The organism is Rhizobium sp. NLR22b (assembly GCF_019685295.1).
Taxonomy (GTDB): Bacteria; Pseudomonadota; Alphaproteobacteria; order Rhizobiales; family Rhizobiaceae; genus Rhizobium.
Window position 1 is genome coordinate 1 of record NZ_JABDWM010000015.1, and the last position, 23,386, is coordinate 23,386.

Below are 23,386 nucleotides of genomic sequence, written 5' to 3' on the forward strand. Positions count from 1 at the left end.
CAGGGCGGGAACACGGCGCGGATGCGCGCCGATGGAAATAGTGCCATGGGTTCGCCTCACAAATCCGGCGACAGCTCATTATGAACCTTGTGCACACCCTTCGTTCTCAGCGTAATCTCCTCCGCCCACAACACCTCCGCTTGCACATGCACCCACCCGGCCAGCGTGATATCGCTGCCGCATGCGGTGACGAAGATATAGCTGGAGTCGAGATCGCTGGAATCGGCAAGCGCGCTGTAGACCGCCGATTCAAGATCGTCCTGGTCGGGATGGCGGGTTGCTACGCGGCTCGCGACGCTGAGATGTTTTCTGTCGACTGACATCGTTTCGCCTCCTGCGCGGCCCTTTTCGGGTGTAATAGGCTATCGGCGGATATCCCGCGCCGTCAGGGTATGTCGGTCCTTGCAGCCGCGGCCGTAGGCATGGGTGGCCGCATCCAGAATGGCCTCGCGCGCCATATCAAAGGCTCTCAAGCACTCGTCTTCGGAGCGGGCGGCCTGGCTTGCGGTCCGCAAGGCATTGGCTTCAATCAAAAACCGCACCTCGAACATGCCGTCATATCCGGAGAAGCGAACGGCATTGCGGCTCTCGTCGAAACTGCGGCTTCTATTGGGAAAGGTCAGTGTCACGCATTTCTCTCCCGGAGGGGTTGGTCATGCCAAGTCAAACTGGACTGTCGCAAAGTATGCCATTGAACTTCCGCCGGGCTCGCTGAGGCGCGGCAGGGCTGGTCAGGTTGCCGCTGTGCTACAGATGCAGGAGACCTTCCTCCTGTCCGGCTTCCTGCTGTCGGGGTGCCGGAATCCCGGAACGACGGCTGCTCCTTCGCAGCTCCGGTCCTAAGAAATATGGGGCGCGGCCCTCGAATTGCAATGTAGGGTCAGAGGAGAGTTCGTGGCTGGCTGGAATCTGTCGTCTGCGCTTGAGGAGGGCTGCGACGAGAGCATCGCGTTCGGGCCGAACGGGGCAGGTTATGAAACCTTTCTACGGCGTCCGCGTTTCGCACCATCGATCCCCATTTGGTCTGATCGAAAACTCCTGCAGACGGTTCATCGTGATACCCGCTGTTATGATGACGATATAGTGTCGGAATTGGAAGTTTTCATTTACGCGCTGACAGTAATCTCGTCGCTCTTCTGGAGTTTCCGTCTTAGGCGCCCAGCCGTTTGCTTTCCGATAGAAAAAACAAGCAGAGTGAAAAATCATCAGCTATTTAGACGGCGAGGGAGGCACCGAGGTAGACTTCAGCTGATTGTCATTCGATCATGCAGGCACCACCGCGAAGCTGGTACGGACGATTACAGTCCCATCCGTTGCCCGTCGAGTTAAGATGTGCGTTTTCGGGAAGCTTGAGCTGCAGGCATTGATTGCCCCTCGGCTCGAAGCCGCGGTCGCACTTCCATTTCAGTCCGTGGGGCGCGTCGACGAAGATGGCATTCTCCGGAACCTCGACAGCGACACACGTCTGATCCTTGTTTTCAAAGCCTCTATCACACCTCCACTCATTTCCGGCGGATGTCAGATATGAGTGGGCGGGGAGTTCGAGCTTGAGACATGCTTGTTGTAGCGCGCGATAACCTCTTTCGCATTCCCAGCCGGATCCTGTGGTATTATCGGACAGGAATGCTTTCTCCGGGACTTTGATAGGGTCGCAACCCACATTGGTTTGACGGTATCCACGCAGGCATCTCCAGCGATCGCCGAAATATGGGTCGAGATATGCATTGTCCGGAATTTGGACGGTGAGGCACTGGTTCCCCTTCTCCAGAAAGCCGTAATGGCAATCCCAGCCCTTGCCAAAGGAGGAGTTCGTCAGAAACGCGTTGTCGGGAAGCTTCACCTTAAAGCAGGCGTCATCCTGCCTTCGAAAACCACGATTGCATTCCCAGCCGAGGCCATAGCGGCTTGCCTGGGCATTTTCAGGCACCGACCTTGAGGTCTGGCCGAGCGCCGAGGAGCTGAGTCCCGATGCAGAATGCAGGGGGATGGTCATCATCAGGGCCAGCGCCCTGTAATATGATTGGCGCATAAGTTGTCTCCAAAGGCCTGCATCTGCGATCTCCTGGTCGTAATTCCAAGATATAACGCTGAAGGGCAGTAAAGAGGGAAGGACAGATACCGTGCGACGCTACCAGAGCCTTGGCTTTTTCTCGGGAGCTTTCTCAGGAAAAATGGGCGCGCCGGCCCACATCCCGCGACCGACAGGTGACGAGCCATGAAGCTGTCCTCTGTTGCGGACCATGGGAAAGGTCCTATGCACTTTCCGATTGCCTGGTTTGCGCTTGCTTTCGCCGTTGGCGTTCAGGAGCATTTTCTGGAAGTAGAGCAGGAAGCAGGCATGCGAGGATCGGGACGTCATCGCGTCCTCCTCTTGTCGGGGCTAGGGCGCGCTCTTGTCCCTCAGGCGGCAGCGCCCTGACCAGTTGCAGCCGACATCGCACCCTGGACTTCATTTCCGCCTTTGGCAAGCAAGCTTTTGCTATTCATGTGGTGCCTTGAATGAGGCTGATTGAAACCTTACATACAGGGCACGTTTTCAGCCTTTCGGCTACCTGATCCTCCCGGCTGCGTCGGTTGCTTGGCAAACCCTGATTTTGCGAACGTTGCGAACTCCGCCATACTGGCTGGAGCGGTTTGTTCCGGATGTATTCGTCCCGCAGCCGCACTGAGGATGCCATAATGACCAACACCACCCGCCATGCCGCCGAAAGCATGTTCAAGCGCTCCAAGCCAGAACAAGGATCGGATGCAGCAAAGCTGCAGGATTTCCTCAGCAGGCAAGCTCTCCGGAGGCGCGCGACGAAGCTTGCCGAGATGCAGCAGCGTCTCGAAAAACGGAGTGCTGGACCGGTTGGACTGACTTCTTCTTCCGTTAATACCGCAACATGGGACGGCAAAGAACGACTGTTCTCGGCGATCGCTCAAGCCGCAAGGATTAGGTTATGACCGTTTTCGACTATAGTGCCGGCGCGGGGCTTTACCCGTGCAAGACAATCAACAGAAGAGGCCGCCTCGGCTACAAGAGGTTCGATTCCGTCGCCGAGGCTCTTCGCTTTGCGATCGAGGACATGCCGGCCTCTCTCCTCGGTGGATCCGTGCTCGAAGTCGAGGAGGCGCGCTTCGATGGTTTGCAGATGCGCAAACTCTATGAAGCCGAGGCTTATCCGCTGACGCGCCGTCGACCTGAAACGTATCACGCGGAATTGCCCGCCTAAGTGGAAATGGCGAGAAGCTGAAAACAAAAGGTTGACTGGGAAGGATCTCCAGTCTATCCCTGCACACATCGATACTTTGTTTGCCGATATTTGTTTGGCTGCGCTCTGCGCCTCTTGATCAACTCTCCCTTCAAAAGTCGAAAACACCGCCGCGCGTCGCTCGGCGGGCCGTCAAATTTATGCCGATGAAAGGGTTAATCATGACCACTGGCACAGTAAAGTGGTTCAACGCCACCAAAGGCTTTGGCTTCATCCAGCCTGACGACGGGAGCGCCGACGTCTTCGTTCACATCTCTGCCGTTGAACGCGCGGGAATGAGTTCAATCGCTGAAGGCCAGAAGCTCGGCTTTCAATTGGAGCATGACCGCAAGTCCGGCAAAATGTCTGCAGGCCAGCTCCAACCGGCCTAAAAAGCTCCTATAGCCGCTGCGACCACGGATGTACTGGCGTGGCTGGCAAGGATAGTTGAAGGCCAGGCAGATGTCTGGCCTTTTTCATTCAACAAGTGAACAGCGCCCGACCGCTCGTACGACTTGAAGCGTAGCGGCCTAGGCTATCCTGTTGGGCAAGGACATCGATTGAAACACCCAAGCGACAACAGCTTTTCAGAACGTCGTAAGTCCGCCGAAAGCGCCAGACGTCAGCTGATTGCAAAATTTGAGTCGGCTCCGAAGCCGACCGACCCTGTAATGCAAGAACGGTTGGCGGCGCGCGAAGCAATTGCTTCGGCCAGGACCGCGCGTCGCGCCGAGCGCGACGCAATGAAGGCGGCGGAAAATGACCGCCTCCTTCAGGAAGCTGCCGCATTAGCCGATGTTGCCGAGGCTCATCAAAGAGCAGAGGCGGAGGCTCGCCAATTGGAAGCCAATAACCGAATCGCACGTGTCGTCGCCGATGAAGCGGCACGCAAGGCCGAGCGCGACCGGCGCTATGCCGCACGTAAGGCTCGTCGCGCTTGACGGATGAACATCCGACCGTGGCTCCTGCCAATTTGCGTCGCGTCCGAAGGGGATCAGAAAATCGATGAGAAGCCAAGCCGGCCAGTTGCACGAGCCGTTTGAAGACTCCGCCGGTGCGTGGCTGAAGATCCTCGCGAAATACCGGCAACCGAGCTTTTGGCGCAGCGCGTTCGAGTTGTCTGTGACAGCTGTCCCCTTCGCGCTGCTATGGGTCGGCGCATATGCCTCTTTGCTGCAAGACTTTTGGCCCGGCTACATACTGATCCTGCCAGCCGCCGCCTTCCTGCTCCGGTTATTCATGATCCAGCACGATTGCGGGCACGGTTCATTCTTCGCCCGGCGAAAGCTGGATACGTGGACAGGACGGGCAATCGGCGTTTTGACCCTAACGCCGTACGATTATTGGCGGCAAACACATGCGGAACATCATGCATCTGCGGGCAATCTTGATAAACGTGGCATCGGCGACATCACGACCTTGACGCTCGAGGAATATCGCGCCCGTTCTCGAACCGGACGACTCGCCTACCGACTTTACAGGCATCCGATCGTCATGTTCGGCATTGGACCCGCCTGGCTCTTTATCTTCAAGCAACGCCTGCCGATCGGGATGATGCAGGCGGGAGCCTTGCCTTGGGTTTCCACGATGGCCACGAATGTAGCGATCGCGATCGTAGTCGGCCTGTTAATGTGGACGATTGGGCCTATCCCCCTCCTGCTGGTGCATCTGCCGATCGTTTTGCTGGCAGGGGCAGCCGGCGTCTGGCTATTTTATGTCCAACATCAGTTCGAGGAAACGCACTGGTCGAAGACCGGAGAATGGAAATTTCCGCGGGCCGCTCTTCACGGCGCGTCACATTATGATCTTCCGCTCGTGCTTCGATGGCTGACCGGGAATATCGGTATCCACCACATCCACCACCTTTCAAGCCGCATTCCGTATTACCGGCTTCCGGAAGTCCTGCGCAATCACCCCGAGTTGGTGGCTATCGGCCGCGTCACCCTTCGGCAAAGCCTCGAATGTGTCCGGCTTGCTTTGTGGGATGAAGAGAGCGGCAGGCTCATCTCCTTCCGAGAGGCCGAGAGCCTCGGCCCATCGATATCTGACCGCTTTATGCGGATCGTTTGAATAGCATGTTAGGATCCAAGATGAGTACGACCGCCAAAACAAGTCCCAATACGGCCGCTTTGATGGTCACTTTGACGCCTCCCCAGATCAGAGGCTTGAAACTTGCAAGGGATGGGGACCTGTACCTTCAGGAGAGCAAGAAGTGGACGCATCTCAATGCGACGATTACCTTCGCCAAAGCCGATCGCTTTCAGGAGCGGCCGATCGCAATCAAGTTCGCAACAACGGCGACGGTAGGCGAATTGAGAATCAGCGGTCTTCTCAAGACCCTCGATCCCGACGCCGACCCAGCCATCTCGCCGCACGGCATCACGATGGCCGGAAAGATGTGGCTGCTGAAGCATAAATAAATCCGGTCAGTTGCAGCGCCCGCGACAGCAGAAACCGTCAGGGGACAATGCTGCTCCACCGGAGCGGTGTCCCAGTCGTCGTCCCTGATCCACTCCGGCATGCGGTCCACAAGCTCATAGTCGCCAGCCGCCGACACACTGACGGGCAGGGGTGGCGAGCGCGAGAAGGACGTTCGTCAACCTGCGCTGCTCCTTGAAGCCCTGCAGCAGACAAGGCGATCTGCCGACTTGGCGCTCGTCTACAACGAAGCATCGGAGCGCGGTCTTGCGTGGCAACAAAATATTCGAGCCCGGGTAGGAATGCTGGCGGCAAAAGATGCCGTGCGGCTTCGCGCTTGCCATCGATGCCGGCCGCCTGGCGCATGGGGCCATACCGCTGGAGCCACGCGACGTCGCCGTCCCATCCACTCCCGTCATCGGCAAGGCAGTCTTTTCATGAAGCTAGACCCCTTCTATCTCATCGTCGACAACGCCGAATGGGTCGAGCGTCTCGCGCCACTCGGCGTCAAACTCGTCCAGCTGCGCATCAAGGATTGCCCGGACTCCGTGCTTCGCGAGCAGATCCGGCGATCGAGGGCTGCCTGCGCGGCCGCGGGTTGCCAATTGGTCGTCAACGACTACTGGAAACTGGCGATCGATGAAGGATGCGATTTCGTTCATCTCGGCCAGGAAGACCTGATGGCCGCCGACAGGAATGCCATTCGTCGCGCCGGCCTGAAGCTCGGCCTTTCCACCCACGACACAGCGGAGCTGGAGACGGCGCTGGCGGCCGAGCCGGATTATGTTGCGCTCGGGCCGGTCTGGCCGACGATCCTCAAACAGCTGAAATGGGCGCCGCAAGGCGTTGAACGTCTTTCCGACTGGCGCCAGCGTGTCGGCGCGATACCGCTCGTCGCCATCGGCGGGATCACCGCCGAACGGGCGCCGGTGGTGCTGGAAAGAGGCGCTGATAGTGCCGCCGTGGTCACCGATATCACCCGCAACCCGGATCCCGAGGCCCGCACGCGGCAGTGGCTGGCCGCGACCGCGCCATGGCGATCCGCAAAGTGAGGTATCACCGGTGACCTCTTGATACCGAAGCCGTAAAACTGCGCGGCGACGGAGGCGGGCTCGACGGCCAGGCATGATGCCGCTTGGCGGCCGAGACTTTCGATCTCATCCTAAGTCGTCAATAACATACCGATGATAGCAGGGATGAGAACTTTGCTACGCCTCGTTTGTAAGCGACATAAATTATTCAGAGAGCGACGGCGAAACCAATTGAAGTTAATCCTAAATTAGCCAGTCGCGCGAATTCTTGCGGTTATCTGAGCTGTACAGCCCGCCCTAGAGGACTGGAGAATTGTATGAAACGCCCGACCGTCAAGCAGACCCTGATTGCCGTTTTGTCTGTCATCTGTGCCTTCCTGATTGCCTTGTCGTACAATTCTCTCAGTACAATTTCGACACTGAACGACAGTGCTCAGCAGATTGGCGGCTTCTGGATGAAGCGGATGATCACCGCCCGGGATATCAAGGGAAACTTCTCTGATCTGAAGCTGGCCTATGCGCGGTACTTGCTGGAGGCCTCGCCTGAGAAGCAAGCCGCCGAGGCGAAGCTGATCGACGAGGCGAACGCCGCGGTCGAGCGAGCAATCCGAGAATATGTGGCGGGCGTCCGCACGGAGAAAGGCCGCGAGCTGATCAAAGACGTCGAGACAGGGCTCAAGAAATATAGCGAGTTTGCGCAGCAAATGGTCCAACTGCACGACAACGGCAAGGCCGCCGAGGCGGTCGGCCTCTTTCGGGAGAGTATGGAGGCACAATCTGATCTGGTGAACCAGGAGATTGCTGACCTGGTGGCGTTCATTCTCGGACAGACCGAAACATATGTGACCACAAGCAACGCGACGGCGAGCTACGCGTTCACGACCACGGCATTAATTGCCGCCCTTTCGATTCTGGTCACTTCGGCTGGAGCACTGTTTGCCGTTTTCGGCATCGCCAATCCGATCCGATGGATCGCCTCCGCCATGAAGACCCTTTCCGACGGCGATCTGCAGAGCGAAATCCCCTATGCTGGCCGCGCCGACGAAATCGGGGCGATGGCAGGAGCAGTGGAAGTGTTTCGACAGAACGCGATCAACGTTCTTCGATTGGAGCAGGAAGCAGCGATATCGCGAAGCCAGTCGGAGGCGGAGCGCGCTGCCGCACAGGAGCGCGCCGAACGGGAAGCGCAGCAGTTGCGCTTTGCGACAACGACGCTTGGCGATGGATTGAGACGCCTTGCGGGCGGTGACGTTTCTTTCCAGTTGGCGGAGCCGTTCGCTCCGGAATACGAGAGGTTGCGTGGGGATTTCAATGCTTCGCTTAGGCAACTCGGCACAACCATTGGCGCTGTACTGCAGACGGTGCACAGCATCGACACCGGAACATGCGAAATCGCCTCCGGTGCGCAAGATCTGTCCAAGCGGACCGAACAGCAGGCAGCCTCCCTGGAGGAGACTGCGGCAGCCCTCGATGAGATTACTGCCAATGTGACGACCGCCTCGAAGCGAACCGAGGAGGCTCGCAATGTCGCCCAGGCGGCTAACGTCAGTGCAGAACGTTCTGCTTCCGTTGTATCTCATGCCGAACAGGCGATGCGGCGGATAGAGGAAAGCTCCGAACGAATATCGAGCATTATCGGCGTCATCGACGACATCGCTTTCCAGACCAATCTTCTTGCCCTGAATGCCGGCGTCGAGGCAGCACGGGCCGGCGAAGCCGGCAAAGGTTTTGCCGTTGTCGCTCAGGAGGTTCGCGAGCTTGCCCAGCGGGCAGCGACGGCGGCGAAGGAAATCAAGGGCCTTATCCAAAAGTCCTCCACCGAAGTCGGCACCGGCGTAAGACTGGTTCTCGAGACTGGCCAGTCGTTGAACGAAATCAGCGAGCAAGTGTCTCAGATCAACCGGTTGATGGAAGCGATCGCGACCTCTGCGCGTGAACAGTCCACCGGACTTGCCGAAATCAATACGGCCGTCAATCAGATGGACCAGTCGACTCAGCAGAATGCGGCGATGGTCGAGCAATCCACCGCAGCGGCCGCGTCATTGTCGGCTGAGGCGAGCAGGCTGCGCGAACTGGTCAATCAGTTCACCCTCGACCGTGACCCCGCTCAGGCCGCTAAGCCTAGACATAGCGTCCGCACCATGGCGGCGTGATGACGATCAGGTACTTGTCCTGAGGTCACCGGGTAGAAGAACCAACAGCCTTGCTCTCGCCGCCGGCAACTCTTTGAGGGGTGGATCAAGAAGAGTGCAAAGTGTTCTGACGCGCGATTTCCAGCTTCAGGACCCTTCTCGCAGAGCATGCTTGACGCGGAGGATAGTGATCGCAACGGTTCCCACAACCACCGGAACGGCAACAAGCATGATCACCGGATCGAAATGGAACCCAGCGTGGTCTGCCGTCTCATATATGAACTTCACCAAGCTCAGCAAATAATAGCTAATCGCAATGATCGAAAAGCCTTCGACCGCGCGCTGGATCTTGACCTGCGTCGCAGCTCGATCCGCCATTGCTTGAATCTGCGTAGCATTCTGGAACTCAATCTCGACCTGAATTCGAGTCTGTAGCAGATCGAGCAGGTGCATCGTCGCTCTCGACAGCTGCTCAAGCCTCAATGCACTTGCCTCGCAAGTACGAACCGCCGGCTTGAACCGCCGCTCGACGAAAGTGCCAAAGCGCTGGAAGCCGGGGACATGGGTTTCCCGTAGAAGCGCGATTCTCTCTTCAACGATTTTCGCGTAGGCGGCGGTCGCTCCGAACCTGTTTCTGGTTTCCGCGGTGGCCGAGATGATATGGGACGAAAGAACCGTGATCTCGTCCAGCAGCTGCTTGTGCTGATGTGCAGGAGTACTCAAGTTGCGATTGGTCAGTTGAACGAGCTCCGCATCATACTGACCGAGAAGCGGTGCCAGACGTCGCGCCTCCGGCAATCCGAGCAGCGCCATTGATCTGTAGGTTTCTATCTCGCAGATGCGGCGCACCATGCGCCCCAGGCGATGTGCGTTCAGGTCCCTGTTGAACAGGATGATCCTGCTTGAATTGTCCGGTCTGACCCTAAAATCGGAGCAGACTTGCGCCGACCCACCACCAATCGAGGACGCCGCTGTATCCCCGAAATCGAAGGATTTTAAAACCGGTCCCAGCTCGTCAGGAGGGTTGCCCAGCACAAGGATAGCAACGTGGCAAACAAGGCGAGGAGCGGTCAACCCTGCCAGCCGCGCAAAATCACCTTCCGCAAGATCAGATTCCGGCCAACGCCCGGGCTCCGAGTGCAATTTCCGCAGGCGTGTGACCGTGACGAATTCAGTATGCCGTTCGACCCTGACTGAAATCTCACCATCGACTTCCAGGCTATCGTGGAACTCTTTGATCGCCCCATCCAAGGGCATGAACGCAATGTGCTCGACGATCGCCGGGCCGGTAAAATAAATGGACGGACGAGCGTGAAGCTCGGAGTTGAAATCTGCTGTTTGCAGTCCGACAGTCGCTGGGCTGGCGACGTGCTGCGCAGAAGCAGACGTCGTGGTTGAAACTGCTTCCTCTGCGCGATTCGAACTCAAATCCATCTTCCCCGTCCCACCAAACGCCACCGGCCAACTTATATGAACCGAACGCGATCAACTTGAAAGCCCTGCTGCCTGCTCATCAAGCGGCCTGGAACTGTTACCCGGTCGATCGGCTTCCCTACTCATCGCTGCCGCTATCGCCGCGATTGCGGGAGTAAAGAACCTGAGAAGGCGCTGCCCGCTTCGTTGACCTCACCATCGCGCATCCCCTGGGGGACCTCTTACGACTTGGCGTGCTGTGTATCCCGCGCGGTCAAGCGGTTCGCACGCTTGCTCACGCAGCCATATGCATGGCCTTTTGGGTGCGGGGTGGATGTCGTCCGTGCGCATCAACGCAAAATGCCATGCCGGCCCGCTGACCCTGGACGGCTGTTCCATAATTCAGCTTACGCCAGACTCGCCACCTGAGGTTGCATTGAACTATACGCGCAACCATCCCATCACCAGCACTCATGGGAACAGCCAGTTTTCGACGCGCAAGTCCTGGTAAACCGTAAAGTCCCGCACATTATTCGTCACGAGGACAGCCTTGAGCGAAACCGCATGAGCGGCTATCAGTTTGTCCAAGTGATCCTTTTTCCGGTCACGTGTCGCGAACCTGAGAGGTCCGTAGGCCCGTGCCGCATCACTATCGAACGGGGCGACAGGGATTGCCTCGATCAGATACTCTAGGTTCGACCGTTCCCTTTCTGCATCCTTCGAGGCAGAAACGCCATATTCGAGTTCCGCGAACGTAATGGCAGACATGACGACATCGCCAACGCGGCATTGAGCAAAACGTCGTGCGACTTGCGGCGGCTGCTCCTTCATCAGATAGATGCACATGTTTGTGTCAAGCATGTAGAGCGGCATTACAGCCTATCCCGTTCGGCCTGCTCCTGATCACCGCGCCCCTCCGCCATGAACGAGTCGTCAAATCTTGCGAAACGCGCCAGTACGCCCTCCAGGGACGGATTTAGCGGGCGGATGCGGAGCTCGTCACCAATGCGCTCGATTTCAAGCTCCATCTCGGTCTGGCTGTAAGCCAAATCGGCGGGAATTCTCACGGCTTGAGAGTTGCCGTTCTTGAATACTTTTGTCGTATGCATGACATCCTGCTTTCCGAAGTCGAACTCGCCCGTGTACATCATCCGTGTGTACATAATGGATTTGTCGCGGCGATGCAAGTTGCGGGAAGGAAAAGGCCGGACCGCGAGTAGGCCTGCTCAGGCCCGGAGCGCAGGGAACGAAATCCGCGCGTTCAGGTTAGTCCAAGCAAAGCGGCATTTCGTACCCTGGCAAGGTGAACCCGAGGAGCACGTTGTGAATGTTGTATGTTTTCCACGGCAGCGCCGCGATGATCCCGATCGCGCTTTGGTGAGCACCGACGCGGATGAGCGACGGCTCTATAAGTTTGCCCTGCAGTACGAGATGGATGGCAAGAGCTGGGCGACCGACATCTGGGCCTATTCATGCAAGGACGCCGAGGATCGCGTCGCCGCGATGCGGCGGTCGCTGACAATGTGCGGTCAGCTCTATGCCGAGGTGGAGGCCGATGCTCCGACGCACCTCTGAGGACATGCGACGCAGCCGAGAAGACCAGATTATTGCCACTCCTCTCCCGTCACCGGCTGTCGACAGGTCACTTTGCCATGTCGTCTGGAACAGTTTGTTTCTCCAAGAGTTCGGGTCGCAAAATATCTGCCAGGGATTTCCTTCGACAATGTCGGGAGGCAAAAATGTCAGCGCGATCGAAACATCCGCCAACAATTGGTGAGAACACGCCTGCGGCTGGCGGATGGGCGGCGGCGAGATCTCTTGGAGAAATTCTTCTGCGCGAACACGTCCCCCGATCGGGGCCGTCGCTGCTTTCCCATCACAACAAACCAGACGGCTACATGTGTGTCAGTTGCGCCTGGGCCAAGCCTGCAAAACCGCATGCGATGGAATTTTGCGAAAGCGGCGCAAAGGCGACCGCCTGGGAGGTCACTTCCCGCCGCGCCGACCGCGCCTTCTTCGCCGCCCATACATTGCATGAGCTGGAGCAGTGGAGCGATCACGATCTCGAAGAGCAAGGTCGCCTGACCCATCCGATGCGGTGGAACCGCTCGACCGACAAATACGAACCGGTAGACTGGAGCGATGCATTCGCGGAGATCGGCGAGGAGCTGCGGTCAATTCCTCCGCGTGAGGTCGATTTCTACACCTCTGGGCGCGCATCCCTCGAGACCTCCTACATGTATCAGCTTTTTGCCCGCATCTTCGGCAGCAACAACCTGCCCGACTCTTCCAACATGTGTCACGAAAGCTCCTCGGTCGGTCTGCCGGAAAGCATCGGAGCCTCCGTCGGCACGGCAATCCTGTCCGATTTCCAGAACTGCGATTGCATTTTCTACATGGCACAGAACGTCGCCACCTCTTCTCCGCGGATGCTGCATGACCTTCAGGACGCCGTCGACCGGGGCGTGAAAATCGTCACCTTCAATCTCTTGCGCGAACCGGGTCTCGAACGTTTCATCAACCCGCAAATGCCGAGCCAGATGCTGACCGGCCGGTCGACGCCGATTTCGTCGGAATATTACCAGGTGAAGAACGGAGGCGACATCGCGGCCCTCTTCGGGGTCTGCAAAGCCTTGATCGAAGCCGACGATGCGATGAAGGCACTGGGCATGAGCAAGGTTTCAGGCTCCGATGCCCTGCCCCATAAACCGGATAATGCTGCGGCGGTCGCCTTCGCCGCTTCGATTGCCGCCGCCGACAAAAAGCATGTTCTCGACCACGATTTCATCAGCACGCATACGTCGGGTTTCGAGGAATTCGCCGAAGCGGCCCGCCGATATGACTGGGCCGAGCTGGAGAGTGTTTCCGGCTTGACCCGCGAGCAGATGATTCAGGCAGCCCGCACCTACGCCCATTCGGAGGCGGTGCTGATGATCTACGGCATGGGTCTCACGCAGCATGTGATGGGTGTCCAGAACGTTCATATGGTCGCCAATCTCGCGCTACTGCGCGGCAATATCGGCAAGCCGGGCGCCAATATCTGCGCCGTGCGCGGCCACTCGAACGTGCAGGGCCAGCGCACGGTCGGGATAACGGAAAAGCCGGACCTCGTGCCGCTCGACAAGCTAAAGGAGCTCTACCAGTTCGAGCCGCCACAGTGGGAAGGTCGCGCGACCGTTGACACCTGCAAGGCGATCATGGATGGCGAAGCCAAGGCCTTCGTCAGCCTCGGTGGCAATTTCCTGCGCGCTGTCCCGGAAACGGAAGCGATGGAGGAGGCCTGGCGCAAACTCCGCCTGACCGTACAAATTGCGACGAAGCTCAATCGCAGCCACGTCATCCATGGGGAAATCGCCTATCTCCTTCCCTGTCTCGGCCGCATTGAGATCGATGAACAGGCGAGCGGTCCGCAAGCCGTCTCCATCGAAAGTTCCGTGGCGCATTTCCATGGTTCGCGCGGAAAGGCGAAGCCAGCAAGTCAGGAGCTTCTGTCGGAGCCCGCCATCATCGCCGGAATCGCCAAGGCGACGCTGGCGAAGGGCCGAGTCCCGTGGGACGAATGGGTCGGCGATTATTCGAAGATCCGCGATGCGGTCGAAGCGACCTATCCCGAGACGTTCAGGGATTTCAACAAACGCATGTTTCAGCCGGGCGGCATTCCGAGACCGGTGCCGGCCAGGGAGCGCAAATGGACGACGCCCAACCAGAAAGCCAATTTCATCACGCCGCCGCGGCTCTTCCCCGAACTCGACATCGGTCCGGGCGACACTGAGGTTCTCAACCTCGCCACATTACGCTCCAACGACCAGTTCAACACGACCATCTACGGTTACAGCGATCGCTACCGCGGCGTGAAGGGATCGCGAAAGGTGGTCTTCATGAACGATGAGGATATTGACAGACTGGGCTTCAAAGAAGGCGATTTCGTCGATCTGACGACTGCCATCGACGTCGCCACATTGCGCCGAGTCGCCGGCTTCAAGATTGCCAGGCACGCGATTCCAACCGGGTGCTGTGCGGCCTATTACCCTGAGGCGAACCCGCTCTTTCCGCTGGCGCATCACGACGCCAAAGCCAAGACCCCGTCCTACAAGATGTTGCCGGTGCGGCTCAGTCTCTCGGCTCTGTCGTCGCGACCCTAACCCAGGTCCCGGCGATGCGCGAAAGCAAGCATGCCTGGTCGGCGGCAGTATCGTTTCTCACAATGGCCGGCGTCTTGGCCGCCGTTGCTTGGGCAACCCGTCCACGCTTGCGTCGCGCCGATACCGCCGTCGCGTCCGGTCCCGATCGGTTCCCTTTGCTTGCCGATAGCACAGTCAAGAAGGAGGGCATCTGGTTGGTCTTGATGTTGCTGCTCTTTGTGTTCGTGATCGGAGCCGCGATGGGCTGGGCTAGACATCCAAGGCAATATCGCGCCGATCCGCCGGTCACATCATCTCTCGATCAGTTCCTGCTGATGCCGGGCGGGATCGGCGGCACACCACCCCACGTGTATTTCGCGCTTGGCAAGCCTTATGAGGTGACCGCCTATGATCTGAGCCAGGGCAAGCGCCTTTATTCCTGGTTCGGCTGCGCTAGTTGCCATGGAGACGGACGAGGCGGGACCGGCCCTTCGTTTCTTGACGGCTGGTGGTTTTATGGCTCGGAAATGGTATCGGTCGTGGCATCCATACGCGACGGACGGCCTCACGGCATGCCTGCCTTCGCGAACAAAATGACGAGCGACCAGATCTGGCAGCTCGCCGGCTATGTCAGGACGATCGGCGCCTATTCCGCCCTCTATACCGCGCCGAGCCGCAACGACGACAAGCATACGAGACCGGCCGAGAACCGGGCGCCGGCCGCAACTCTTTTCGAGGAAGGCCCGGTAGGCGTCCGCTCCGATCGAGGTGTCCGGCCTTGAAGATCGCCGCGGCATGCACCTTGTTTCTGTCCGGCTGCGCTGCCGGGACGCAATCGGCGCTGAATGCGGACGGACCTGCCGCTTCGGAACTCAGAAGCTTGATACTCCTGTTTGTCGCCGTCTGCGGCGTTGTCTTCGTGCTAGTCATGAGCGTCATGGCATGGGCGCTGGTTCGCAGGAAAAACCAGGCCCCCGGTGAACCGCAGTCCGAGCGTTCCATGGGCAGGGTCGTTAACGGCGCGATCGTGATGACTTTCCTGGTCATAAGCTTCCTGACAATCACCAGTTTTTACGCAACCAATGGCGTCGACCGCGGCCGGGACGATCAGCCGACCATCGCCGTTCGCGGGCAGCAGTGGTGGTGGCAGTTTACCTATCTCGATGCGGATCCCGCCAAGACATTCCAGACCGCCAACGAGCTGCATATCCCGGTGGGAACCGATGTCCGGCTGCGCCTGGACGCGACTGATGTCATTCATTCGTTCTGGGTGCCGAACCTGACGGGAAAGCAGGATCTGGTCCCCGGCCGCGATAACCGTCTGACGCTGCATGCCACCAAAGCCGGCATCTATCGCGGCCAATGCGCCGAATTCTGCGGCCTGCAGCACAGCCACATGGCACTGTTGGTGATCGCCGAGGAGCCGGAGGACTATGCCAGATGGCTGGAGTCGCAGAGAGAAACGGCAGCCGCACCGACCGATGGTGATGCCGCGGCGGGAGAGCTCGTCTTCATGAGCAAGCCTTGCGCCGCCTGCCACACCATCCGCGGCACCGAGGCGTCGGGCACCTCCGGACCTGACCTCACCCATGTCGGCAGCCGCAGCATGATTGCGGCGGGGCGGCTGGAGAATACGCGGGGATCGGTTGCGGCATGGATTGCCGACCCGCAAACGCTGAAGCCGGGCAACAACATGCCGTTGGTCCCCCTCACCGGCGAAGAGCTGAGACAGTTGAGCGCCTACATGAGTGGTCTGCGATGACCGGCACCGGCAGAACCCCTTCCCCAGCCGATCTGGCTGCCGGCAATGAAGAGGCGGAAGCCTTCCTCAGGCGCACATGGTCGACTCCTTCCGGATTGCTGGCAGCGCTCTCCACGGTCGATCACAAGATCATCGGTCGGCGCTATATCGCGACAGCCTTTGTCTTTCTCATTCTCGGCGGCGTGCTGGCGCTTGTGATGCGTATCCAGCTCGCCTTCCCCGAGGCCCGCTTCGTCAGCGCGGACCGGTACAATCAGATCTTCACCGTGCACGGCAGCAACATGATGTTCCTGTTTGCGGTGCCGGTCATGGAGGCAATGGCGGTCTATCTCGTTCCTCTGATGGTCGGAACCCGCAACATCGCCTTTCCCAGGCTGAACGCCTTCTCCTACTGGATCTATCTCGCCGGAGGGCTGCTGCTGTGGATCTCGCTTGCCCTCGATACCGCCCCCGATGTCGGCTGGTTCTCCTACGTGCCTCTGTCCGGCCCGCAATATGGCGCGGGGAAACGGGCGGACCTCTGGGCACAGATGATCACCTTCACCGAGGTGTCCGCCCTTGCCGTTGCCGTCGAGATCGTCGTGACGGTCTTCAAGCTGCGCGCGCCCGGCATGTCGCTCGATCGGATACCCGTCTTCGTCTGGTCGATGCTGGTCACCGCCTTTCTGGTCATCCTGGCCATGCCGGCGATCATGTTCGCCAGCTCATCGCTCATTCTCGACCGGCTGGTCGGCACCCAGTTCTATAATCCTGCGGAAGGGGGCGACGTCCTCCTCTGGCAGCACCTGTTCTGGTTCTTCGGCCATCCCGAAGTCTACATCATCTTCCTGCCGGCCGTCGGCATCGTCTCCGCCATGATCTCCACCTTCACACAGCGTCCGGTCTTCGGCTATATGCCGCTGGTGCTGGCGATGATCGCCACCGGAATTCTCTCCTTCGGCCTATGGGTGCACCACATGTTCGTGGCCGGCCTGCCGCGGCTGGGGAGCAGCTTTTTCACCGCCTCGAGCATGGCGATCGCCATTCCCGCCGGAACCCAGATCTTCTGCTGGCTGGCAACGCTGTGGGATGGCCGTCCGGTGTTCAAGACACCGCTGCTTTTCATCATCGGCTTCCTCATCACCTTCGTCATCGGCGGCCTGACCGGCGTGATGGTGGCGTCGGTGCCCCTCGATACTCAGGTCCACGACACCTATTTCGTCGTCGCCCATTTCCACTATGTCCTGATCGGCGGCTCCGTCTTCCCGCTGATCGGCGCGATCTACTACTGGTTTCCAAAGATGACCGGGCGGATGATGAGCGAAAGGCTCGGACGGTGGGCCTTCGGCCTGATCTTCACAGGCTTCCACCTGACTTTCTTCCCAATGCACATCCTGGGGCTCCAGGGCATGCCGCGGCGCGTCTACACCTATCCGCCCGAGCTGCCCTGGGCCGGTTTGAACCTGTTCGTCAGCCTCAGCGCCTTTATCCTGGCCGCCGGCTTCCTGGTCTTCTTCATCGATGCCCTGCGCAGCTTCCGCCATGGCCCGCCGGCCGGCCGCAATCCCTGGAATGCGTCAACATTGGAATGGGCCGTGCCTTCGCCCCCTCCCCCCTATAATTTTCGGCATATTCCGGTGGTCGAATCGCGCGAGCCGCTCTGGATGTCGGGCGAGACATTGGCGGTGGCGACGGGACTTCGGCTCGATCGGCGGGAACTGATCGTCAGCAGCGTCACATCAGGCGAGCCGGAGGCGCGGGAGGCCTCGCCAGCCGATTCCATCTGGCCGTTTCTGGCCGCCATTGCCACCAGCATCATGCTGATCGGCTCGATCTTCAGCCCGTGGGCCGTCGTCTGGGGAGCCGTTCCGGTGGCGATCACTCTGACAGGATGGTTCTGGCCCAAGCAAACACCGGAGGACGAGACATGAAGGAGCGCGTGGTCACCGATCTCTCGAAGCTTCCCTTGCACGGCCTGGGCACCGCCAGCCTGACCTTCTGGGGCACCAGCGCCTTCATGCTGATTGAAGGCATGGGATTCGCTCTGGCGATCGTCGTCTACTTCTATCTCATGAGCCTGGCGCCGCATTGGCCGATCGAAGCCCCTGCCCCGGATCTCCTTCCCGGCACGATCCTGACCCTGCTGCTTCTCGTCAGCATCGTGCCGAATATGCTCGTCGCGCGGTGGGCGAAGCAGAGGGATCTCCGCAAGGTGCGCGCGGGACTGATCATCATGGCGCTTCTCGGAGCGGCACCCCTCATACCCCGCGCCTACGAATTTCCTGCCCTCCACATAGGCTGGGACGACGACGCCTACGGATCGATCGTCTGGACAATGCTCGGCCTGCACGCGACCCACATCATCACCGATCTCGTCGATACCGTCGTCCTCGCCTGCCTGATGTTTTCGAAGCATGGTGACAATGCGCGGCGCTACGGCGATGTCGAAGATAACGCGCTCTACTGGAACTTTGTCGTGCTCGCCTGGCTTCCGCTCTACGGATGCATCTATTGGGTGCCGCGGCTATGAGAACAGCAACGACAATCGCTTTTCTTCTCATGGCGACACCGGGACTGGCACATGAAGGCCATGCCCATTCGAATTCCTTCACATGGACGGCCGATCCCTGGATAATCGCGCCGCTCGCAGTTTGCGCAGCCCTCTATGCAAGTGGAAGCCTTCGCTTGATGTCGCGATCATCCGCTGGCCGGCGCGTCTTCGCGCACCGGCTTTTGGCCTATTGGGCCGGCTGGCTGGTGCTTGCCGGCGCGCTTGTCTCTCCCCTGCATTGGCTTGGAGAACAACTTTTCACCTTCCATATGATCGAACATGAACTGCTCATGGCGGTTGCCGCGCCGCTCATCGTATCGGCACGGCCGTCGGCCGTGCTGCTCTGGGGGCTGCCAAGGATCGTCAGGCGCCGGACAGGACAGGTGCTCGCCTCGCGCATGGTTCGCAAGACCTGGAGGTTGCTCAGCAACGGCACTGTCGCGACGCTGCTGCATGGGGCGGCAATCTGGGCATGGCATGCGCCTGTCCTGTTCGACGCCGCGATTGAAAGCACGCCGCTCCACCGGCTGCAGCATCTTTCCTTTTTTGTAAGTGCCGTCCTGTTCTGGTGGTCCGTCATCTGGAAGACGAACAGGGGGCTGGCGGCCTGGCACCTTTTCCTGACGATGCTGCATATGAGCATTCTCGGGGCCCTCATCGCCCTGTCACCCAACGTGCTCTACGTCGTGCAGACACGCTCATCCGGGGTTTGGGGGCTGTCGCCGCTCGAAGACCAGCAGATGGCAGGCCTGGTAATGTGGGTTCCTGCCGCCATCGTCTACGCCGCTGTTGCGCTGGCGCTGACGGCTTTGTGGATCAGGGCTTCCGGAAAGGGAGGCGCAGATGGAACACGCATCGTCGCCCCATAATTCCCTTCGCCCCGCCTTGGTGATCGCCGCCTGCGTGGTGAGCCTGACGGCGGCATTGACCTTGACCGACATCTACCGGCAGCGATCCGAAAGGCAGGCTGTTGCCGTCGCCATGACGAAAGGCGATCCGGCGCGGGCGCCGGCGATTTTTCGCCGATATGGCTGCGCCGGATGTCACACCATTCCGGATATCGAGGGGGCTGACGGCAAGGTCGGCGGCGATCTTTCCGGTCTGCGCGAGCGGGTCTACATTGCCGGCGTGCTCAACAATTCCGCCGACAACCTCGTCGGCTGGATCGTCGCGCCGCAGGCCCATTCGCCAAAGACGGCGATGCCGGCCACCGGGATATCCGAACAGGAGGCCCGCGATCTGGCAGCCTATCTCTATGCTCGTTAGAAATCTGGGTTTCCGATCAACCCGCCTTTGAAGTTGCTCGGATCATCACGGCGCTCGACAGCGCGAGATTGTCGCTGAGCTGACCAACCGCGGCGCCGACGTGAAGGCGATACGGCTTTTGACCAATTTCGAGGAGTCGCAGGACATGCATGTGGCGCACCTTGAGAGGCTTAAGGCAGAGTTGCTAGAATGTGACGAGAAGCAACAGGCCGGCGGATCCGCGCTGCGACGGGGCGAGAACTTTACGTCGATCTCTTAGCGACAGCATCCGCTGCAAAAGTCTTTGCGCGTCCCAAAAACGGGGTTGGGGTCGAACGATTGCGGCGTGCAAAACTTGCCCTCCAATGGGATCCCCGTCTGTGACGAAATTCAGCAATTTTCGCCACTGTGATTTAGGAGCGGCTATTCCTACCCGGTATTTGGGGGTTGTAGAAGTGAGGACGTGATTGGTCATGCGCCCTTCTAACATTCTCGCCACCCCGCAATGAAAACCCCATCAACCGCTCGTATTCCGCCTCCGGAATGCCATAAGAACCACTGGCCTTGAGAATGAGGCCCTCGCGATCGAGGACGATTACCTTTCCTCGTACCGACCGGATGAGTTTTTCGCCTTCTAGAATTGGAAGTACGCCCGTAACTCCTGAACGCCGGACGCCGAGCATCGAAGATATATGCTCGTGGGTCAGAAGCAGCACCTGGCCTTCCGATCGATCATCGAGCATAAGCAGCAAACGGGCCAGTCTCTGTTCGATGGAATATCGGCTGTTGGCGAGGGCCGTATAACCAATTTGAATTGCGAGCGTCCTTGAAAACGTTGATGAAAGCGATCGCAACTGCGGTGCCCTCTGCGTCAGACGAAGGAAGCTGTCGACGTCGGTGCGCTGCGCGGTTCCTTCGGTCTGCACCACAAGCTTGTAGGGAGTGCGCCAATCGCCCTCCAACAACCCCGTGCCGGTTACCCCTTCACGCCCGATAAGGCCAACCTCTACCTGTGAGTCATCCAGCGACGAGGCGACCAGCGAGACCGTCCCGCTTTCAATGAAGGAAACCGTCGTGATCTCTCCAAACTGCCTTTCAAGAACCTCGCCTTGAACCAGCTGAACCTGCTTGAGAAGCGGCCGGATAAGATCATCTTCTCGCGGAGAAAGAGCGGAAAGAACGAGATTCTTCTGACCGCCTGATGACCTCGCCGTCGAACCTCGGCACTCGGAAAGGGCAGTATAAATCGCGCTCGTGTCCAGCGGTTTTTCCACGAAAATCCGATCCGCAAAGCGGGGAGGCACGACATCACGGCTGTAGCCGGTTGCGAAGAAGAACGGGATATTGCGCTTAGCCAGCGCATCGGCGACAGGGAACACCATCGTTCCACCGAGATTGATGTCCAGAATGGCCACTTCAATTTGGGAATCTTCGATATATTGCAACGCTCGTTCGACGCTCGGTGCAGGCCCGACTATCTTGATTCCGGTTGCTGTCAGCTTCGATGCGAGTTCGCTGGCGAGAGCGTAATCGTCCTCGACGACCAGGACAGCCTTTTGCGCGAGTTCGTCAAAAGCCGTATTCATGACGATCTGCCTCTCACATTATACCTGTTCACTCAAAACGTTGCGGCCATTGCACTGTTCCGTCGCCCAACCTGATGACGTTGCATCAATAATAGCTTAATCCCCCCGTTCTCGCGTTCTTCAATATCACTCGATCGGCGATACGCATCAAGGATGGGACGTCGGGCGCGGCGGCAGCGACTTCAGGTATCGGGCGATAGCCATCCGGTCGGCCTCCGGGAGCTCCGCCGTATTCTCGACCACATCCGCCATGGACCAGCCGACATAGCCGTGACCCGGCGTCCTGCCGCTGTGAAGCATTTCGGCGACATCCTGCTCCGACCACGAGCTGATACCTGTCGGCGTGATGTTAGGGTTGAAGCCGACACCTTCAGAACTCACTCCGCCGGCGAACCTGGTTTTTGGCTTTAACGCGCCGAATATGTTGCGGGATGAGTGGCACTCGGCGCAATGACCGAGCGTCTCCACGAGATAGGCACCGCGATCATGCACGGGATCGCCGCTCAGCGCTGCTTCCGATCTGCCTTCGTGGAAGAACAGAAGCTTCCAGAAGCCGACGAAGCGGCGGATGCGAAACAAGGGGGAAATATCGTGTGGCTGCGGGCGCTCCGGCACGGGCGAAAGCGTATGCAGAAAGGCGTATAGATCTCTGACGTCGCCGAGAGTCATCCCCGTGTAGCTGGGATAGGGGAATACCGGGTAATAATGCTGCCCTGAGGGAGAGACCCCTGAAATCAGCGCGTTGGCGAGATCGGCAACCGACCACGATCCGATACCGGCCTCTGGGTCGGACGAGATATTGGGAACTCTGAAGGTTCCATAGGGTGAGGCCAGGGCAAGATCTCCTCCGAGCCTTAAGCGGTCCGGCTGACCGGGGGAAGCATGACAGGAGGAGCAGCCGCCTGCAGCAAAGACCACTCTGCCGCGCTCGGCATCCCCCGGCGTCAGCGTGGGATCGCCGGCAGCGAAGCGTGGATGCGGCCTCGTCAGCAGCCAGGTTGCGAGGCAGACAAGGAGGACCGCGGCGACAGCGGTCGAAAACAATCGGGCACCTTTCACCATTCTGGACCCGCTAGAGCAATTCCGGGAAAACTATGAAACAGTTTTCCGTCCGGAGTTGCGAACGACAACTTAGAGCGGTTTCGCATTTCCGTGAAAAGCTCAATCGCTCTGGATGAACACCTCAACCGGGCGGCGGCTCGACCATATATGGCCGCCGCCCCAGGCGGCAGAGATAAACTTCTCGCTCGGGATTGGCCTCGATGACAAAACCCGAGCTGCGCAGCATCGCTTCGACCGCCGCCTTGTTGGGAATGAACCAATTGGTGGGATCGGCAGCATAACGCTCTTCGACAAAGAACAGCTTCGGAAAATCCGGCCGGTCAAAAACCTTCCATTCCGAAAAGTCGTAATCCTCTTCCAGCGTGGCAATCCGCTCTTCACCACGCTGCAGGCATTGGAACAGCATGAGGTCTGCAGCCACATGTTCGTGGAGCAGATCCAGTGCCAGCAACGGATGGCGCAGGTGGTAAAGCACGCCCATGAAGATCACAAGATCGAACCTCTCGCCAAGTTTCGACACCTCGTAAACCGACATCTGCCTGAACTCGATATCGAGGCCGAAATGATCGGCGGCGAAGCGGGCCTGCTCGAGATAACGTGGATCGCTGTCGATGCCTAACACCCGCCCGGCGTTGCGGCGCTTCATTTCGAGCGCATAAAAGCCTGCATTGCAGCCGATATCGAGAACGCTGCGTCCTTCCAGATCCTTGGGCACGACATGTTTGAAGCCTTCCCATTTGAACGCCGGATAGTCGCCGAGAAAATGGTCCGGCGCGGTTTCGATCTCTCCGAACCGCATATTCTGAAACCAGGGGCCCAGTTCATTGATACGCTGTTGCAGGTTCACCATCGT

The 23,386-nt window shown here is 59.0% G+C and carries 25 protein-coding genes and 2 pseudogenes; 18 read left to right on the forward strand and 9 right to left on the reverse strand.

Features of this window, described 5'->3' with window-relative positions:
* Nucleotides 1–56: 56 nt before the first annotated feature.
* The 3 genes from HJC00_RS22650 to HJC00_RS22660 form a co-directional block, all read right to left on the reverse strand.
* A complete protein-coding gene (locus HJC00_RS22650) occupies nucleotides 57–323 on the reverse strand; it encodes a BON domain-containing protein (RefSeq protein ID WP_221164630.1) in 267 nt (88 codons plus the stop codon).
* Nucleotides 324–362: 39 nt separating this feature from the next.
* Nucleotides 363–629 (reverse strand): DUF1488 domain-containing protein, encoded by a 267-nt coding sequence (locus HJC00_RS22655; protein ID WP_097599671.1) that lies wholly within the window; start codon nucleotides 627–629, stop codon nucleotides 363–365.
* A gap of 626 nt (nucleotides 630–1,255) precedes the next feature.
* Nucleotides 1,256–2,029, reverse strand: coding sequence for a hypothetical protein (locus HJC00_RS22660; protein ID WP_210633785.1), 774 nt, complete (start codon nucleotides 2,027–2,029; stop codon nucleotides 1,256–1,258).
* A gap of 650 nt (nucleotides 2,030–2,679) precedes the next feature.
* Here HJC00_RS22660 and HJC00_RS22665 point away from each other — a divergent pair.
* From HJC00_RS22665 to HJC00_RS22710, 10 genes and pseudogenes are all read left to right on the forward strand, one after another.
* Entirely contained in the window at nucleotides 2,680–2,946 is a 267-nt protein-coding gene (locus tag HJC00_RS22665; RefSeq protein ID WP_247241824.1) for a hypothetical protein, read from the forward strand.
* A complete protein-coding gene (locus HJC00_RS22670; RefSeq protein ID WP_221147815.1) occupies nucleotides 2,943–3,215 on the forward strand; it encodes a hypothetical protein in 273 nt (90 codons plus the stop codon). The genes HJC00_RS22665 and HJC00_RS22670 overlap by 4 nt, the downstream gene beginning before the upstream one ends.
* Nucleotides 3,216–3,415: 200 nt before the next feature.
* Complete coding sequence (locus HJC00_RS22675; RefSeq protein ID WP_210633800.1) at nucleotides 3,416–3,625, forward strand: cold-shock protein; 210 nt, start codon at nucleotides 3,416–3,418, stop codon at nucleotides 3,623–3,625.
* A 168-nt stretch (nucleotides 3,626–3,793) separates the two neighbouring features.
* Nucleotides 3,794–4,174 (forward strand): DUF6481 family protein, encoded by a 381-nt coding sequence (locus HJC00_RS22680; RefSeq protein WP_210633783.1) that lies wholly within the window; start codon nucleotides 3,794–3,796, stop codon nucleotides 4,172–4,174.
* A gap of 64 nt (nucleotides 4,175–4,238) precedes the next feature.
* Nucleotides 4,239–5,303 carry a fatty acid desaturase gene (locus HJC00_RS22685; RefSeq protein WP_221164631.1) on the forward strand — a complete coding sequence of 355 codons (1,065 nt, stop codon included), beginning with the start codon at nucleotides 4,239–4,241 and terminating at the stop codon, nucleotides 5,301–5,303.
* Nucleotides 5,304–5,365: 62 nt separating this feature from the next.
* Entirely contained in the window at nucleotides 5,366–5,653 is a 288-nt protein-coding gene (locus tag HJC00_RS22690; protein WP_176536298.1) for a hypothetical protein, read from the forward strand.
* 44 nt (nucleotides 5,654–5,697) lie between these two features.
* Nucleotides 5,698–5,989, forward strand: a pseudogene (locus HJC00_RS22695) (GSU2403 family nucleotidyltransferase fold protein); the annotation flags it as partial.
* Nucleotides 5,982–6,092: pseudogene (locus HJC00_RS22700) on the forward strand (thiazole synthase); the annotation flags it as partial. The pseudogenes HJC00_RS22695 and HJC00_RS22700, both read left to right, overlap by 8 nt.
* Nucleotides 6,089–6,703 (forward strand): thiamine phosphate synthase, encoded by a 615-nt coding sequence (locus HJC00_RS22705; RefSeq protein ID WP_210633781.1) that lies wholly within the window; start codon nucleotides 6,089–6,091, stop codon nucleotides 6,701–6,703. The pseudogene HJC00_RS22700 and the gene HJC00_RS22705, both read left to right, overlap by 4 nt.
* Before the next feature lie 296 nt (nucleotides 6,704–6,999).
* Complete coding sequence (locus HJC00_RS22710; protein WP_221147568.1) at nucleotides 7,000–8,835, forward strand: methyl-accepting chemotaxis protein; 1,836 nt, start codon at nucleotides 7,000–7,002, stop codon at nucleotides 8,833–8,835.
* Nucleotides 8,836–8,961: 126 nt separating this feature from the next.
* Here the strand turns inward: HJC00_RS22710 and HJC00_RS22715 are convergent, their stop codons facing one another.
* From HJC00_RS22715 to HJC00_RS22725, 3 genes are all read right to left on the reverse strand, one after another.
* A complete protein-coding gene (locus tag HJC00_RS22715) occupies nucleotides 8,962–10,242 on the reverse strand; it encodes a DUF3422 domain-containing protein (protein ID WP_210633799.1) in 1,281 nt (426 codons plus the stop codon).
* A gap of 456 nt (nucleotides 10,243–10,698) precedes the next feature.
* The gene (locus HJC00_RS22720; RefSeq protein ID WP_210633779.1) at nucleotides 10,699–11,100 is read right to left on the reverse strand and encodes a type II toxin-antitoxin system VapC family toxin; all 402 of its coding nucleotides are present in this window, start codon (nucleotides 11,098–11,100) and stop codon (nucleotides 10,699–10,701) included.
* Complete coding sequence (locus tag HJC00_RS22725) at nucleotides 11,100–11,336, reverse strand: antitoxin (RefSeq protein ID WP_221164632.1); 237 nt, start codon at nucleotides 11,334–11,336, stop codon at nucleotides 11,100–11,102. The genes HJC00_RS22720 and HJC00_RS22725 overlap by 1 nt, the downstream gene beginning before the upstream one ends.
* Nucleotides 11,337–11,550: 214 nt before the next feature.
* Between HJC00_RS22725 and HJC00_RS22730 the strand changes: the two genes are divergently transcribed.
* The 8 genes from HJC00_RS22730 (at nucleotide 11,551) to HJC00_RS22765 (ending at nucleotide 19,906) form a co-directional block, all read left to right on the forward strand.
* Nucleotides 11,551–11,802, forward strand: a complete 252-nt coding sequence (locus tag HJC00_RS22730) for a hypothetical protein (RefSeq protein WP_210633777.1) — start codon at nucleotides 11,551–11,553, stop codon at nucleotides 11,800–11,802.
* Between the two features lie 164 nt (nucleotides 11,803–11,966).
* Nucleotides 11,967–14,369 (forward strand): FdhF/YdeP family oxidoreductase, encoded by a 2,403-nt coding sequence (locus HJC00_RS22735; protein WP_221164633.1) that lies wholly within the window; start codon nucleotides 11,967–11,969, stop codon nucleotides 14,367–14,369.
* 203 nt (nucleotides 14,370–14,572) lie between these two features.
* Entirely contained in the window at nucleotides 14,573–15,130 is a 558-nt protein-coding gene (locus HJC00_RS22740) for a cytochrome c (RefSeq protein ID WP_210633774.1), read from the forward strand.
* Nucleotides 15,127–16,110, forward strand: coding sequence for a cytochrome c oxidase subunit II (gene coxB, locus HJC00_RS22745; RefSeq protein WP_221164634.1), 984 nt, complete (start codon nucleotides 15,127–15,129; stop codon nucleotides 16,108–16,110). Before HJC00_RS22740 ends, coxB begins: the two co-directional genes overlap by 4 nt.
* Nucleotides 16,107–18,020 (forward strand): cytochrome c oxidase subunit I, encoded by a 1,914-nt coding sequence (gene ctaD / locus HJC00_RS22750; protein ID WP_210633771.1) that lies wholly within the window; start codon nucleotides 16,107–16,109, stop codon nucleotides 18,018–18,020. Before coxB ends, ctaD begins: the two co-directional genes overlap by 4 nt.
* Nucleotides 18,017–18,619 (forward strand): cytochrome c oxidase subunit 3, encoded by a 603-nt coding sequence (locus HJC00_RS22755; RefSeq protein WP_210633769.1) that lies wholly within the window; start codon nucleotides 18,017–18,019, stop codon nucleotides 18,617–18,619. Before ctaD ends, HJC00_RS22755 begins: the two co-directional genes overlap by 4 nt.
* Nucleotides 18,616–19,509, forward strand: coding sequence for a cytochrome c oxidase assembly protein (locus tag HJC00_RS22760; protein ID WP_221164635.1), 894 nt, complete (start codon nucleotides 18,616–18,618; stop codon nucleotides 19,507–19,509). The genes HJC00_RS22755 and HJC00_RS22760 overlap by 4 nt, the downstream gene beginning before the upstream one ends.
* The gene (locus HJC00_RS22765) at nucleotides 19,484–19,906 is read left to right on the forward strand and encodes a cytochrome c family protein (protein ID WP_221156036.1); all 423 of its coding nucleotides are present in this window, start codon (nucleotides 19,484–19,486) and stop codon (nucleotides 19,904–19,906) included. Before HJC00_RS22760 ends, HJC00_RS22765 begins: the two co-directional genes overlap by 26 nt.
* 392 nt (nucleotides 19,907–20,298) lie before the next feature.
* Here HJC00_RS22765 and HJC00_RS22770 read toward each other — a convergent pair whose 3' ends face one another.
* The 3 genes from HJC00_RS22770 to HJC00_RS22780 form a co-directional block, all read right to left on the reverse strand.
* Nucleotides 20,299–21,471, reverse strand: coding sequence for a helix-turn-helix domain-containing protein (locus HJC00_RS22770; RefSeq protein ID WP_210633764.1), 1,173 nt, complete (start codon nucleotides 21,469–21,471; stop codon nucleotides 20,299–20,301).
* Between the two features lie 147 nt (nucleotides 21,472–21,618).
* Nucleotides 21,619–22,533 (reverse strand): cytochrome c, encoded by a 915-nt coding sequence (locus HJC00_RS22775; RefSeq protein WP_210633762.1) that lies wholly within the window; start codon nucleotides 22,531–22,533, stop codon nucleotides 21,619–21,621.
* 121 nt (nucleotides 22,534–22,654) lie between these two features.
* Nucleotides 22,655–23,383 (reverse strand): TIGR04290 family methyltransferase, encoded by a 729-nt coding sequence (locus HJC00_RS22780; RefSeq protein WP_210633761.1) that lies wholly within the window; start codon nucleotides 23,381–23,383, stop codon nucleotides 22,655–22,657.
* Between the last annotated feature and the right edge of the window lie 3 nt (nucleotides 23,384–23,386).

Coding starts and splice junctions, on each gene's coding strand:
- HJC00_RS22650 (WP_221164630.1), bottom strand. CDS start 323: ATGTCAGTCGACAGAAAACATCTCAGCGTCGCGAGCCGCGTAGCAACC.
- HJC00_RS22660 (WP_210633785.1), bottom strand. CDS start 2,029: ATGCGCCAATCATATTACAGGGCGCTGGCCCTGATGATGACCATCCCC.
- HJC00_RS22665 (WP_247241824.1), top strand. CDS start 2,680: ATGACCAACACCACCCGCCATGCCGCCGAAAGCATGTTCAAGCGCTCC.
- HJC00_RS22670 (WP_221147815.1), top strand. CDS start 2,943: ATGACCGTTTTCGACTATAGTGCCGGCGCGGGGCTTTACCCGTGCAAG.
- HJC00_RS22675 (WP_210633800.1), top strand. CDS start 3,416: ATGACCACTGGCACAGTAAAGTGGTTCAACGCCACCAAAGGCTTTGGC.
- HJC00_RS22685 (WP_221164631.1), top strand. CDS start 4,239: ATGAGAAGCCAAGCCGGCCAGTTGCACGAGCCGTTTGAAGACTCCGCC.
- HJC00_RS22690 (WP_176536298.1), top strand. CDS start 5,366: ATGGTCACTTTGACGCCTCCCCAGATCAGAGGCTTGAAACTTGCAAGG.
- HJC00_RS22705 (WP_210633781.1), top strand. CDS start 6,089: ATGAAGCTAGACCCCTTCTATCTCATCGTCGACAACGCCGAATGGGTC.
- HJC00_RS22710 (WP_221147568.1), top strand. CDS start 7,000: ATGAAACGCCCGACCGTCAAGCAGACCCTGATTGCCGTTTTGTCTGTC.
- HJC00_RS22720 (WP_210633779.1), bottom strand. CDS start 11,100: ATGCCGCTCTACATGCTTGACACAAACATGTGCATCTATCTGATGAAG.
- HJC00_RS22725 (WP_221164632.1), bottom strand. CDS start 11,336: ATGCATACGACAAAAGTATTCAAGAACGGCAACTCTCAAGCCGTGAGA.
- HJC00_RS22735 (WP_221164633.1), top strand. CDS start 11,967: ATGTCAGCGCGATCGAAACATCCGCCAACAATTGGTGAGAACACGCCT.
- HJC00_RS22740 (WP_210633774.1), top strand. CDS start 14,573: ATGTTGCTGCTCTTTGTGTTCGTGATCGGAGCCGCGATGGGCTGGGCT.
- ctaD (WP_210633771.1), top strand. CDS start 16,107: ATGACCGGCACCGGCAGAACCCCTTCCCCAGCCGATCTGGCTGCCGGC.
- HJC00_RS22755 (WP_210633769.1), top strand. CDS start 18,017: ATGAAGGAGCGCGTGGTCACCGATCTCTCGAAGCTTCCCTTGCACGGC.
- HJC00_RS22760 (WP_221164635.1), top strand. CDS start 18,616: ATGAGAACAGCAACGACAATCGCTTTTCTTCTCATGGCGACACCGGGA.
- HJC00_RS22765 (WP_221156036.1), top strand. CDS start 19,484: ATGGAACACGCATCGTCGCCCCATAATTCCCTTCGCCCCGCCTTGGTG.
- HJC00_RS22770 (WP_210633764.1), bottom strand. CDS start 21,471: ATGAATACGGCTTTTGACGAACTCGCGCAAAAGGCTGTCCTGGTCGTC.
- HJC00_RS22775 (WP_210633762.1), bottom strand. CDS start 22,533: ATGGTGAAAGGTGCCCGATTGTTTTCGACCGCTGTCGCCGCGGTCCTC.
- HJC00_RS22780 (WP_210633761.1), bottom strand. CDS start 23,383: ATGGTGAACCTGCAACAGCGTATCAATGAACTGGGCCCCTGGTTTCAG.